This is a genomic window from Gramella sp. AN32 (genome assembly GCF_023718305.1).
Taxonomy (GTDB): Bacteria; Bacteroidota; Bacteroidia; order Flavobacteriales; family Flavobacteriaceae; genus Christiangramia; species Christiangramia antarctica.
Genome location: NZ_QEYO01000017.1, coordinates 48,328 through 62,366 on the forward strand (window position 1 = coordinate 48,328; position 14,039 = coordinate 62,366).

Genomic DNA, 14,039 nt, shown 5'->3' on the forward strand with positions numbered 1-14,039 from the left:
AAAACCTAGTTTTCGTTTTCGTCATCTGTGTCACCATCCATATCTTCAGTGTCATCATTCGTATCCTGCATATCAGAAGATGATGCATTATTTCTGGATACTACGAACACACTTCGTCTATTTTTAGCATACTCTGCGGCTGTACAACCAGTTGGTTCAGTACAATCGTTAACAGGTCTACTTTCTCCATAACCCTGAGAAATCAACCTTCCTTTGCTAATTCCTTTCGAAACAAGGTAATCTACAGTAGAAGCAGCCCTTCTTTCAGAAAGTGCCATGTTGTAACTATCAGTTCCTCGGGCATCAGCATGAGATTCAACTTTCACTTTAATATCCGGGTACTGGTTCATATACATTACAACAGAATCAAGAATTGGTTTAGAAACTTCTTTAATTGTTGCTTTATCGAAGTCGAAGTAGATTTTGCTACCATCAACCGGGATCATTCTTTGGCCAGAAGTATTGTCGGTTATCGTTGGAGCTGGAATTCTTTCGTTTTCTTCTCTAATAAATTGATAAATATTATCAGTCCCTCTTCGGTTGGAAGCGAAATAACCTTTTTCTTCACCTTCTTTAATTACAAAGGCAAAATCATCAAATCCACTGTTGATAGTGTTTCCAAGGTTTTCAACTGCTGAAAAATTTCCTTCAGACTTATAAATATCCAGGTTACCAAATCCCTGTTGTCCATCAGAAGAAAAATATAAAATATTTTCATCACTGATGAATGGGAACTGATCTCTATACGGAGTATTAACTCCAGGTCCTAAATTACTAGGAGTTCCATAAGTACCATCTTCATTCACATCTACCACATAAATGTCGAAAGAACCACTACCTCCTGGCATATCACTTGAAAAGTAAAGTTTAGAACCATCAGCGCTTAGGCTTGGGTGCTCAGTTGAATACTCTTCGCTTGTAAACGGAAGAGCTTCAATATTTGTCCAATCCTCACCTTCTTTAACAGCTTTATAAATTCTAATGTGGGCAACACGCTCATCATTTTCATTTTTAAAACGCTTGTCATTGGTTCTGGAAAAGTACATTACTGTTCCATCTGTATTGAAAGTAGCAGAAGCTTCATGACTATCGGTATTTATTTCATCTGAAAATAAAACTACGTTAGAAAGCTCTCCTTCATCATCAACATTGGCACTATAAAGGTCCAAAGTAGGAAGCTTGTTCCATGGATAGATTGGGCGCTCCTGGTTTCTGGTTGAAGCGAAAGCAACCTGGTCTCCATAAAAACCAATTCCGAAGTCTGCTGAAGCAGCATTGTTCATGATTTGATCATACTTAAACTGATGTGCAGCGGAAGTATCTAACTCACTGGAGAACTCTTCATAGTTCCAGTTTTCACCGGTAGCCTTGTTCATGTATTCGTCAGCTTTCACATAATTGCCATTAGCCATCAAAGCATGCCCGTATCTAAAATGATATTCAGGAGCTACGTCACCTTCGTTTCTAAGAAAGAGTAATTCGTAAATTTCGGCTGCATTCTTCATTTGATTCGTATAGAAATAAGAATCACCTAAATTCTGAAGCACTTCCTTAGTCTTATTGTTTACTTTCTCATAAGAATCGGCTGCATCCACATATGCCTTTTGGGCAAAGAAGCGGTCACCTTCACGCACATCAGAACGTTGTCCAAATGCGGTGATACTTATAAGGATTATTAAAAGTGTACTATATATATTTTTCATGTTAGTCTGGTTTTAGAAGAATCTCGGTGATTTATCGTATCCTTTTTTAAGTCCTAGAAGATCAAGATCGAATAATAACATTATTTCGTGAGATCCCGCATTACTAAGCTCATAGGTTGGGTAATCGTAAGCATAACCGATCCTTAAAGATGGGGTTACTCTAAAATTCACCAAACCGGTAATAGTTTCATCGAATCTGTAACCAACACCAGCTTCCAGCCTGTCATAAAGCAAAACATTGGCGTTTACATCTACTGAAAGTGGGGCTCCCTCTACACCTCTAACCATTGTTGAAGGTTTCAGCTTAAAGTTATCGCTAATATTGAAAACATAACCACCGGTAAGGTAGTAATGAACTGCTTCGCCACCACGATTTCGTAAAAGCTGACTGTTATCCAAATGATCTGAGGTTAACAGGTTCGGGGCTGAAACTCCTAAATAGAATTTCTCTCCAAACCAGAATGCCCCCACACCAAAAACAGGGAATATTTCACTTACATTTTCAAATGCCGGATCATTAGGATCATTCACCACCAAACCATTAAGGTTAGCATCGAATGTAGTAAGACCACCTTTTGCGCCAAAGGAAAGATTTGTCGTCTCTCCGGTTGGGATTACATAAGCAAAATCTGCCGTAATATTATTGGACTTTTCAACATTTCCAATTTCATCATGAACTACAGTTAAACCAAGTTCCACCCTCTCACTAACCGGAGTGTGGGCAAAGAAGTTGAGGGTGCGAGGTGCACCGTCAACATCTGTCCATTGCATTCTATAGATAGCTCCTAAATTAAGCATACCTGGATCGTCTGTCGCATAAGCGGGATTTACCATACTCATGTTATACATATACTGAGTAAATAGCGGATCCTGTTGGGACATACCTTTTATTGAGAAAAGGATAATGCCTGCGAATATTAAATATTTTGTGATAAGTTTTTTCATTTCTATCTCTTGTTTATCCTTTATTATCTACTTAAGTATACTGTTCCTCTTCTTGGAGGGGTTGAACCGTCATTGAAGTATATTATATAGAAATATGCTCCAACCGGTAAAAGGTCGTTCCCAAAACCTGACTGGTCTGAATAACCGTCCCAATCTGGTGTATCGTCGTTTCCTTTATATACCATGTCTCCCCAACGATTGTGGATTTCCATAGAGTAATTAGGATATTCTCTTTCAATGTTTTTTATGGTGAATGTGTCGTTCAATCCATCACCATTAGGAGAAAACCCTTCTGGGAAAATTAAAGGACAAGTTTCAACTGTAACGTTTATAGCCAGTCTTGAAGAACTTTCACATCCTGAAGCTGCATCAGTTAAAGAAGCGTAATAGGTTACCCCATTTTGAAGTGCGGTAGCAGGACTTATTGTTGCTCCGCCAGTTGCAGCATCATAGAAAGTAACTCCAGTCTCGTTGATAAGATCGGCAAGTGTTTGAACCGTTGCATCGTCAAATTCGCAGAAAGTCTGACTTGTTGAATCGATAGTTGGAGTTGCTGCGTCATTAACGGTTACATTAATAATCGCTGACATACTCTCACAAGTTCCATCATCAGCTCTTTGCGTTACATAAAATGCGCCTGTTGTAAGAGCAGTAGTTGCATCAACCATAGTCTCTAATGTTTCATCGCTATAGAAAGTTAGGTTTGAACCATCAGCTACTAATTGAGCTCCTGTTGGACCATCAATTGCACAGAAAGTTTGATCTGTAACGGTTGGTGCTTCAGGAGTTTCCTGTACAATTACCGTAAACTCAGAAGTATCATCTCCACAATCGTTAATTGCAGCAACGGTATAGAGAATAGTATAAGTTCCTGCTTCAAAATCAGCCGGATCCATCATCCCATCTGTAACTTCAGTATCATCTAAGCTGAAAGTTCCGTCCATATCAGCATCTACGGATACAAAATCGAACAGGTTCTGTACATCATCGCTCATACAAACTTCAATATCCATGTCCTCACCAGCATTTGCAGCTTTCTGAACACTAAGAGTGATCACCGCAATATCTGAACAATCATTATTCAATAGAATATATCCAATCGTGTAATCACCCGGTTCAAAATCTCCCGGATTGATAATTCCATTTGCTACGGTATTTCCATCGTATTCAAAGGAACCTCCTTCAGTCACATCGTCATCTAATAAAGTGTTTAGATCTAAGCTATCAACATTTGTACAAACGGTATAGGCGAAATCTTCACCTGCATCTGGAGCTTCGTTAACTGTGACTGTAAAAGTCGCAGAATCATTTCCGCAATCATTTTCCGCAGTAACTGTATACATTACAGTATAAGTGCCTGCATCAAAATCTGCCGGGTTCATCATACCGTTTGCAATTTCATCTCCATCAAGTATAAAAGTTCCGTCGGTATCAGTGAAATCCCCTGTAAGTGAATCGAATAAATTCTGAACATCTGAGCTTTGACAAACTGTTAACTCCACATCCTCACCTGCATTTGCAGAATCAAGTACGCTTATGGTAAAAGTGACAGATGCTGAACCAGTCACACAATCAGCTGAATCTTCGCTAAGGGTGTAAGTGATTTCATAATCACCTGCAGCCATCATTGCCGGATTAAAAGTCCCATCATCATAACCTTCAAATACACCTCTGTCTGGATTATCTCCTATGAAATCAGTTAATTGTTGGATTCCTGCATTCTGACAAATTGGATCCGGATCATCAACATCAGTCAAATCTGCTTCAATATTCTCAAGAACACTGATGGTAAGACTTACTGAATCCTTGCAATCATCAGTTCCAATAGTATAGGTAGTTGTGAAATCACCTGTGGTCATTCCATCATTAAAATCATCTACTAAATCACTTATTGCCGGGCTAAAAATTCCGTTAGGAGCATCATCTGGCAATAGGTCAGTAAATTCAGCGGTTAAATTTTCTAAGGTGAAGTAATCATCTTCCAGGTCTGAAGTACATACGGTTGTAGTAACGTCATCTCCAAGTTCGAAAGCAGGCGTTACCACTACAGTAATAATAGCAGCATCTGTACCATCAACACAAGGATTTGTAGTTCCATCTACAGTATAATTTACAGTATAAGTACCTGCACCGGCAGCTGTAGCATCGAAATTTGAACCACCTGTGATCGTTAAATCATCACTGGTAAAAGTTCCTGCGCCAATTTCATCGGCAAGGTCTACCACACCACTTGTGGTACAATAGGAAACCGTACGATCATCACCTGCATCTGCCTCTTCATTTGGATTAATCGTTATAGAATAACTTGCTGAATCTGTACAATCGTCATTACTTACGGTATAAGTAGTAGTGAACGTAGCAGGGAAAGATGTTGTTGCGGAATATTGCGCCAACAACTGAGTAAGTGTGCTATTTGTAAAATCTCCGCCAGGAGTAATTGTTGGGTCGATTTCGTTTAATAATTCGATACCCTCTCCGGCCGGATTAGCGGCAACCAGTGCAGCTAAAGCTTCAAACTCGGACTGGCAGAAACTAAAGTCTCCTCCCGGCCCTGCATTGGGTCCCTGATTCACTGTTATAGTGATCGTTGAAGTACTTGTGCCAGTGACACAAGGATTGGAAGTGCCATCTACTGTATAAGTCACCGTAAATGTACCAGCGCCAGCTGCTGCCGCATCAAACATAGAACCGTCAGTGATTGTTAAATCATCGCTGGTAAAGATTCCGCCAGTTGTGGCTTCTGAATCGATGGAACCTGATAAATCTACAATTCCATCTGAAGTACAGAAAGTATCTGTTTGATCGTCACCTGCATCAGCATCTTCATTTGGATTGATCGTTACTGAATAATCAGCTGAATCTGTACAATCATCATTACTTACTGTATAAGTAGTAGTGAAGGTCGCAGGGAAAGATGTTGTTGCCGAATATTGCGCCAGTAACTGACTCAAAGTGCTGTTAGTAAAATCTCCACCAGGAGTAATGGTAGGATCAAATTCGTTTAATAATTCGATGCCCTCTCCGGCAGGATTAGCAGCAACCTGAGCAGCTAATGCTTCAAACTCTGACTGGCAGAAACTAAAGTCTCCTCCCGGCCCTGCATTGGGTCCCTGATTCACTGTTATAGTGATCGTTGAAGTACTTGTGCCAGTGACACAAGGATTGGAAGTGCCATCTACTGTATAAGTCACCGTAAATGTACCAGCGCCAGCTGCTGCCGCATCAAACATAGAACCGTCAGTGATTGTTAAATCATCGCTGGTAAAGATTCCGCCAGTTGTGGCTTCTGAATCGATGGAACCTGATAAATCTACAATTCCATCTGAAGTACAGAACGTATCTGTTTGGTTATCTCCGGCATCTGCCTCTTCATTTGGATTTATAGTAATCGAATAACTTGCTGAATCTGTACAATCGTTATCATCACTTCCAACAGTATAGGTAGTAGTGAATGTAGCAGGAAAAGTAGTAGTTGCAGCATATTGCGCCAGCAATTGAGCGAGTGTGCTATTTGTAAAATCTCCGCCAGCAGTAATGGTTGGGTCGATTTCGTTTAATAATTCAATACCCTCTCCGGCCGGATTAGCGGCAACCTGTGCAGCTAAAGTTTCAAATTCAGACTGGCAGAAACTAAAGCTTCCACCAGGACCAGCATTAGGAGCCTGATCTACCATAATGGTAAAATCGGCAAAAGATGAACCAGTCACACATGCATCATCTTCACTTATCGTATAAGTAATAGTGAATGTTCCAACACCAGCAGTTGAAGGGTCAAAAGTTCCATCGGCTACATCTACGTCATCACTGGAGAACCTTCCCCCCATAACCGTGGCAGGATCGGTTAAATAATCTGAAAGTGTGATCACCGGATCATTAGAACAAATATCTTCAACATTATCTATTGTTCCGGCCTCGGCAAGAACTGCTTCGTTAATCGTGATACTTGCAGTTGCAGTTGATTCATCACAAACTGCGGTTCCAGCGATCGTATAAGTTGTGGAGAAATCTTCAGCTCCATCTATACCATTATCATAATTGGTAATTAATGTTGATAACAAAGGATCGAAATCGCCTCCGTCATCATCTGTGCCTAAAAAGTCTAATAAGTATGCCTTTAAAGCATCTTCATCAGCAAAAGCAGTCATTACCTCAGCATCAGTTTCACAGAATTCTACTGTGGCACTTGAACCGGCATCTGGTGCATCTTCAACCGTAATCGTAAAGTTAGCAGTAGCTGTATTAGTCACACAGGCAGTCTCCGGCGATACCGTATAAATAATTGAATAGGATCCTTCGCCAACTGATGGGTTAAATGTTCCATCTGCTACATTAGCATCATCGCTACTAAATACTCCATCTGGATTTGCTCCTGTGAGTAAAGTTGCAAGATTAACGACCGGATCATTAGAACAGTATGTCATACTAGTTCCCGTTCCGGCTTCCGCAGGAATTGCGGCAGTAACCGTTAAGGTAGCTGTAGCCATAACTGGTGCACATGCCCCGTTGTCTATGGTATAGGTAGTAGTAAAATCTTCTGATGGTTGCGTAATACCATTATTATAATTGGTAATTAAGTCAGTTAATGATAAGGAATCAAAACTACCGCTATCATCGCTGGTTCCTAAAAGATCGAGTAAATAGGCTTGCAAGCTGGCTTCGTTGGCAAAAATACCAAGTTCAATAACTTCATTTTCGCATAAGGTAGCAGAGCTATCTTCTCCCGCATCGGGATCTGGAAGAATATTTAAAGTTAGTTTTGCCGAGTCGGTACAATCACCTACTGTTACGGTATAGGTAGTTTCAAAAGTTGCAGGGAAGCTATTGTTTTCAACAGCGATGGCAAACTGTGCGGCAAGCTGCTCCAATGTAATAGAGAAAGTCCCCCCCAAATCTACATCAGGGCCTAAGAGATCTGCAAAAGTATCTTCTGCGGTGCTGGGATCTATAGCAATTTGAGAGATAAGGGCCTCTGCATCACTTTGGCAATAAGTAAGAGCTGTATCTACCCCTGGATTTGGGTCTTCTTCTACAGTTACTCCCAGAATTACAGAATCTTCACAGCCATTACCAAAATCGACCGTATAGGTAGTTTGATAGGTACCAACTTTAGTTCCACTATAATTAGTAACAATAGTGGCTAAAATATCCGCAGAAAATGATCCGTTAGTTGGAACATCATTATCAGGGTCACTATCGAAATTATTGCTTAGCAAAGTGAGAAAGAAATCCCTAGCGTTAGCTGTGGTATCGAAAATTCCATCTGCCTGAGATACACATAAAACATTATCGGTATTATCCGGTCCTGCATCAGATGCTAATAGATTTACGGTAATTTTTGCTCTAGCTGTGCTCTCGCATGGAGGCTCAGTAGAATTGGTCCTGTTCACAATCTGGCTCACATAATAATCTTCACCGTCTACAAGTGGTGTTGAAGGATCTAATGGTGGTTGTGATGTACTTGTGCTATAAAATCTAAAAGCCTGAAAATTTGGATTTGATGAGCTCGCCGTTAAGTCTGCAACGGTAGGATCATCGCTTTCGCAAAATTCCTGAATTGGTTCTGCTGTTGGGGCAAATGCTTCAACAGGATTATACTCAATAGCAATCCTACTTGAATAGCGGCAATCTGCATCGGCAGGATCGTCCTGACCTACAAAATAATTTTCACCATCTACCAATACATAGGTATCTAGTAGCTCGTCATTCATATCTCCAAACTCTTCCGCATAAACATTCAGGTCATAATTTGGATTTGAAGGGGTGATAAGGTCTTTTAAATCCCCAACCGTGGTAACATCATCATCTTCATAAACACAAGGCTCATAAAAATTTCCGAAGTTAGAAGTGGGAGCTCCAAGATCATCTACGGTAACATTGATCACCTGTGATTCCGGTCTGGTCCCACCATTAGAAGTTCTACATGAATTATCCTGATTTCCTGCATAATAAGGGCCAGTTTCTAAAAGCTCATCATTTGGAATAGGATTTGTAGAGGTTTGGGTACGATAAAATCGTAAAGTTTTACCGGAAGCAGGTGTTACCAGTGAATTAAGGTCTGAAACAGTAGAAAGATAGCAGAAGGTTTCTTCCGAATCATTTACTGTGGGGCACTGCCCATAAGAGGACATGCTAACCATAAATAAGGCCAAGGCAAAAAGGTAAAATATCTTACCTTTAAACCTTAAAGTAAAATTTTGCATAGGCTAGGTGTTAAATTCAAAATTTGTTTTGGTTAAAAAACTGAGTAAAAGTTGCACAAATATTAAAATAATTTTTAATATGCCGAATTAATGGAGGCACTTCTTTACAATAATCTAAAAAATAGTTGCTTTAAAACTAGTTTCCGGACAAATTGTCGGTGCTAAATTTATAAAAAAAATGTTTATGAAAGTGAAAATTAAGTTATTCATCGGGATTTTTCTGCATTTCACGTGTCTTTTGAATGCGCAGGAGTATTTAAAAGATGGTGAAAATTTGCTACGTCAGGGAAAAATTTCCGAAGCTGAGAAGATATTTTTAGAACACCCTAATAATGAGAAGTCAAGGGAGTTCTTAGGTGATATTGCCAGTTTTAACAAAGAATGGGACAAGGCGATTGAATACTATGAAGAATTGCTTGAGGAACATCCAAATAATGCTACATACAATTTTAAAACCGGTGGTTCCATGGGAATGAAAGCCTATTATGGTTCAAAGTTTCAAGCCATGTTATTAATTGGAGATATTAAAACTTACCTGCGCAGAGCAGCAGAGTTGGATAAGAACCATACCGAAGTGAGGAGGGCGCTGGTTGAACTTTACGTTCAGCTTCCTGGTTTTATTGGAGGGAGCGATGTGCTTGCCGAGAGTTATGCTTCAGATCTTGATAGATTAAATCAAATAGATGCACTTTTAGCAGATGGATATATTTACCGTAAAAAGGATTATCGGGATCTAGCGAAATCAAAATTTCAGGAGGCTTTACAAGTATCCAGAAGAAAGCCGGAATTACTTACCCGCAATTATATGAAGTATGAGTTGGGGGAATTTTCGGCATTATTCGAAGTAGAATTAGACCAGGGAGAGAAAATGCTTAAAGAATATATTGCCGATTATGGCTATAAAGATCTAAAAATTCCGTCCTGGGCTTACCTACGGCTTGCTCAAATTGAACGAGCCAGAAACAATCAGGAAAAAGCAGTTGCATATATCGACAAATCTTTAAATATAGATCCTAAGTTCGATAAAGCACTTGAGGAAAAGACTAAGATTAGTAGAATGTAATTTTTATTTAAGTCGATATTTTTCTCAATTTTACCAAAAAAATTATATGAAACTTCACTTTATCGCGATTGGTGGTAGTGCCATGCATAGTTTAGCTATTGCCCTAAAACAGAAAGGATATGAAATTACAGGAAGTGATGATATTATTTTTGAGCCTTCCAAATCGCGATTAAAAAATAATGGATTATTGCCTGATGAAATTGGTTGGGATGAAACGAACATCCATCAAAATATCGATGCGATAATTTTAGGAATGCATGCGAAGGCAGATAATCCAGAACTTCTTAAAGCCGAAGAATTAGGTCTAAAAATTTTCTCTTATCCGGAATTCATCTTTGAACAGTCTAAGAACAAAACCCGTGTGGTCATTGGCGGTTCCCATGGTAAAACAACGATAACCTCAATGATTTTGCATGTGATGAATTATCACCATAAAAATATAGATTATATGGTGGGTGCCTTGCTGGAGGGTTTAGATAATCCCGTACACCTTACTACGGAAAATGATTTTATAGTGATTGAAGGGGATGAATATCTTTCCTCACCCATCGATCGTCGTCCAAAATTCCATCTATACCAACCAAATATTGCCCTTTTAAGCGGAATAGCCTGGGACCATATTAATGTATTTCCAACTTTTGAAAATTATGTAGAGCAGTTTAAAATTTTTATTGATTCGATCGTAAATGGGGGTATTCTGGTATATAATGAAGAAGATCCCGAGGTAAAAAATCTAGCCGAAAATACTGAAAATCCCATTAGAAAACACCCCTATAAAACCCCGGATTATTTTGTGGATGCAAATCATACGATCCTGGAAACTGAAGAAGGTGATTTGCCTTTAGAGGTCTTCGGGAAGCATAATTTAAATAATCTGGCCGGGGCAAAATGGATTTGCCAGCATATGGGGGTTGATGAAGCCGACTTTTATGAAGCAATTGCAAGTTTTAAAGGTGCCTCTAAAAGAATGGAGAAAATAGCAGAAAATAATGCCACGGTTATTTTTAAAGATTTTGCGCACAGCCCTTCAAAAGTAAAGGCAAGTACTGCTGCCGCCAAGGAACAATATCCTAATAGAAAAGTGATCGCCTGTCTAGAATTGCATACCTATAGCAGTTTGAATACGGAATTTTTAAAGGAGTATAAAGGTACTTTAGATAAAGCTGATGAAGCCCTGGTTTTTTATTCTCCGGAAGCGGTCGAAATTAAAAAACTGGAAGAAGTAAGGGTGGATCAAATTCAAAATGCTTTCGGAAAACCAAACCTTCAGGTGTATAATAAACCCAAAGATTTTAAAAATGCACTATTTCAAAAGGACTTAAATAATTCAGTGTTATTGATGATGAGTAGTGGGAATTATGGGGGATTGGATCTTGAAGAGTTAAAAGGTTTAATTTAAATAAGCGTATTTCAGAATATTAGCTTTCAATGTGTATATTTATTTTACAATGAGCATTGAAAAAGAAAATCTTAGTATTAAGAATTGGGCTGAAGATGACCGGCCCAGAGAAAAACTACTTCAGAAAGGTAAACTTAGTCTTAGCGATTCAGAATTAATTGCCATCCTTATTGGCTCTGGCAGTAAAAATGAAACTGCAGTTGAATTATCTAAAAGAATCCTCGCTTCCACACAAAATAACCTGAATGCGCTTGGTAAATTGTCTACCTCCCAGCTTTGTAACTTTAAAGGCATTGGCCCTGCAAAAGCTGTAGCGATTGTGGCGGCTTTAGAATTGGGAAGGCGCAGAAGGCTGGAGGAAGCAAAAGAACAAAAGAAAATTTCTTCCAGCAGTTCAATTTTTGAATTGATGCAACCCATTCTCGGTGAATTGCCGCATGAGGAGTTTTGGATCATTTATTTAAATAACAGCAATAAGGTTATTGAGCAGTATCAGGTTAGCAAAGGAGGGATCACCGGTACGTTGGTTGATGTTAGGATTACCCTGAAAAAAGCCCTGGAAATTGGTGCAGTTTCATTGATTTTGGTGCACAATCATCCTTCCGGAAATCTATCAGCAAGCGAGGCAGATAAACAACTTACCAAGAAATTGAAAAATGCCGCGGAAAGTCTGGACATCAAAGTGCTGGATCATGTGATTGTAACTGAAAAATCTTACCTTAGCTTTGCCGATGAAGGTATGCTGTAAGCCAGATTTTGAATGCTTTTAATATATACCCAAAAAGTAACTCCAAGGATCACCTATGTTTTTAAACATATTTGTACGCATATCCTGGAGATTCCCATAAAATTCACTTCTAAAATTGAAGAATTTATCGCTCATGAAGGCGCCAAATTATCTTATGGAAAACAGGCCCTGGGACAGGAATTTTTTATTCAGAAAGTAGAATTGCTCATGGAGCAGGGATTTTCAGAATTAGAAATTAAAGTCCAGCCCTGGGAAGAAACTATTTGCTTTTTTCCGGTTGCAGAATCTAGCGACCTTCCATTTGATATTTTTGCAGCTTCTTTTTATTTATTAAGCCGCTACGAAGAATACCTGCCTCATGTAAAAGATGGAGGAGGCAGATTCCCGGCCAGCGAAAGTCTGGGAATTCAGGAGAGTTTTTTACATAAACCTGTGGTAGATATCTGGGCACTTAAATTTAGGGATGTGCTCCGCGAGCGTTTTCCCAAGTTAAAGAAGTCCAGCAGAAAATATAAAGTGGGCACAATTATAACGGTTGAGCATACATTTATTTATAAAAACAAGGGGGTCTTAAGATCTTTTATTGGCTTTAACCTAGATGTTTTAAAGCTGAATTTTACGAAAGCGGCCGATAGGCTGAAGGTTTGGACCAGAATGAAGAAAGATCCACATGATGTCTTTGAAATGCTCATTGAATTAATCAAACAACATAAGCTATATATGTTGTTTATGTTTCAACTCAGTGATTTCTCCATACACGATCGTAATATTAGCCATAATCGTATTCCGCACCGGGCGATTATAAAATCGGTGGCAGATTATGCGCAGGTGGGGCTTTTAATGGGATATTATTCTATGGAAGACATTAAAATGCTGCGCAAGGAAAAGTTGCGGATGGAAGAAATTGTGCATAGTTCCCTGGAAAACTCCATGAATTCGAAATATGATCAAAGATTGCCAGATCATTTTAATAATTTGATAGAATTGGAGATTTTGAACGATTATTCCATGGGATATCAAGACGTTATCGGTTTCAGGGCTGGGACATGCACGCCATTTTTGTTTTATGATATTAATATGGAAGTTACCACCCCATTGAAATTGCATCCCTATGGTTTTAATTCTGAAGTTTTGAAAAACACTTCCAAGACGAAAGTTAAAGAAGATCTTCATCGTATTATCTCTGAAGTAAAAGAGGTAAAGGGTGTTTTAAAAGCCGTTTTTAAAAATCAGGATTTTTCAGTTTACGGCGATCACCAAACCTATTATTCACTTTTAAAGGATTTGAATGAAATTGCATAATATTAAGCATGTATACTTTGACCTTGATCATACTTTATGGGACTTTGAACGTAATTCTGAACTCGCCTTTGCTGAAGTTTTTAAAAAGCAAAATTTAGGATTGCAATTAGCCGATTTTTTAAAAGTGTACCAGCCAATTAATTTCAAATACTGGGAATTATATCGAAACAATGAAGTTTCCTCAGAAGATTTGCGTTATGGGAGATTAAAAGAAAGTTTTGAGTCCCTTGAATTCACTGTTGAAGACGCATTAGTCACTATGATGGCTGAGGATTATATTGAATTTCTCCCAAAGAACAATCATTTGCTCCAGGATACCATAATTGTCCTGGATATTTTGAAAGAGAAATACGATTTGCACATTATTACCAATGGTTTTGAAGAAGTTCAGCATAAAAAAATGAAAGGTGCCGGTATTTCTCATTATTTCAAAACCATTACCACTTCAGAAGAAGCTGGGGTAAAAAAACCGCATTCAGGAATCTTTGAAAAAGCATTAGGAAAAACGACCGCAATTGCTGAAAATTCTGTGATGATAGGAGATAATCTGGAAGCAGATGTTTTGGGAGCGGTAGATTTTGGGATGTTTGCCGTCTATCTTGATCCGGTAATTCAAAAGACTCAAAATCAATACATTCAAATTCAAAAGTTAAAAGAACTTCTAAATTATTTATAATAC

8 protein-coding genes are annotated in these 14,039 nt (G+C 38.8%); 5 read left to right on the forward strand and 3 right to left on the reverse strand.

What is annotated here, in order from left to right; all coding sequences use genetic code 11:
• Nucleotides 1-5: 5 nt before the first annotated feature.
• The 3 genes from DHD80_RS15850 to DHD80_RS15860 are packed head-to-tail and all read right to left on the reverse strand — an operon-like array spanning nt 6 to nt 8,848.
• Entirely contained in the window at nt 6-1,703 is a 1,698-nt protein-coding gene (locus DHD80_RS15850; protein WP_251742442.1) for an OmpA family protein, read from the reverse strand.
• A 12-nt stretch (nt 1,704-1,715) separates the two neighbouring features.
• Entirely contained in the window at nt 1,716-2,648 is a 933-nt protein-coding gene (locus tag DHD80_RS15855; protein WP_251742443.1) for a type IX secretion system membrane protein PorP/SprF, read from the reverse strand.
• Between the two features lie 23 nt (nt 2,649-2,671).
• Entirely contained in the window at nt 2,672-8,848 is a 6,177-nt protein-coding gene (locus DHD80_RS15860) for a gliding motility-associated C-terminal domain-containing protein (RefSeq protein ID WP_251742444.1), read from the reverse strand.
• A 184-nt stretch (nt 8,849-9,032) separates the two neighbouring features.
• Here DHD80_RS15860 and DHD80_RS15865 point away from each other — a divergent pair, with 184 nt between their 5' ends.
• From DHD80_RS15865 to DHD80_RS15885, 5 genes are read left to right on the forward strand one after another with little or no spacing between them, the layout of a single operon-like run.
• Nucleotides 9,033-9,911 (forward strand): tetratricopeptide repeat protein, encoded by an 879-nt coding sequence (locus tag DHD80_RS15865; protein WP_251742445.1) that lies wholly within the window; start codon nt 9,033-9,035, stop codon nt 9,909-9,911.
• Between the two features lie 46 nt (nt 9,912-9,957).
• A complete protein-coding gene (locus DHD80_RS15870) occupies nt 9,958-11,310 on the forward strand; it encodes a Mur ligase family protein (RefSeq protein WP_251742446.1) in 1,353 nt (450 codons plus the stop codon).
• A gap of 49 nt (nt 11,311-11,359) precedes the next feature.
• Complete coding sequence (radC, locus tag DHD80_RS15875; RefSeq protein WP_251742447.1) at nt 11,360-12,058, forward strand: DNA repair protein RadC; 699 nt, start codon at nt 11,360-11,362, stop codon at nt 12,056-12,058.
• Between the two features lie 12 nt (nt 12,059-12,070).
• Nucleotides 12,071-13,360, forward strand: a complete 1,290-nt coding sequence (locus DHD80_RS15880) for a polysaccharide deacetylase family protein (protein ID WP_251742448.1) — start codon at nt 12,071-12,073, stop codon at nt 13,358-13,360.
• Nucleotides 13,347-14,036, forward strand: coding sequence for a YjjG family noncanonical pyrimidine nucleotidase (locus DHD80_RS15885; protein ID WP_251742449.1), 690 nt, complete (start codon nt 13,347-13,349; stop codon nt 14,034-14,036). The genes DHD80_RS15880 and DHD80_RS15885 overlap by 14 nt, the downstream gene beginning before the upstream one ends.
• Nucleotides 14,037-14,039: the final 3 nt, after the last annotated feature.

Excerpts from the sequence above, each read along its gene's own strand:
- DHD80_RS15850 (WP_251742442.1), bottom strand. The coding sequence starts at position 1,703 with ATGAAAAATATATATAGTACACTTTTAATAATCCTTATAAGTATCACC.
- DHD80_RS15855 (WP_251742443.1), bottom strand. The coding sequence starts at position 2,648 with ATGAAAAAACTTATCACAAAATATTTAATATTCGCAGGCATTATCCTT.
- DHD80_RS15860 (WP_251742444.1), bottom strand. The coding sequence starts at position 8,848 with ATGCAAAATTTTACTTTAAGGTTTAAAGGTAAGATATTTTACCTTTTT.
- DHD80_RS15865 (WP_251742445.1), top strand. The coding sequence starts at position 9,033 with ATGAAAGTGAAAATTAAGTTATTCATCGGGATTTTTCTGCATTTCACG.
- DHD80_RS15870 (WP_251742446.1), top strand. The coding sequence starts at position 9,958 with ATGAAACTTCACTTTATCGCGATTGGTGGTAGTGCCATGCATAGTTTA.
- radC (WP_251742447.1), top strand. The coding sequence starts at position 11,360 with ATGAGCATTGAAAAAGAAAATCTTAGTATTAAGAATTGGGCTGAAGAT.
- DHD80_RS15880 (WP_251742448.1), top strand. The coding sequence starts at position 12,071 with ATGCTTTTAATATATACCCAAAAAGTAACTCCAAGGATCACCTATGTT.
- DHD80_RS15885 (WP_251742449.1), top strand. The coding sequence starts at position 13,347 with ATGAAATTGCATAATATTAAGCATGTATACTTTGACCTTGATCATACT.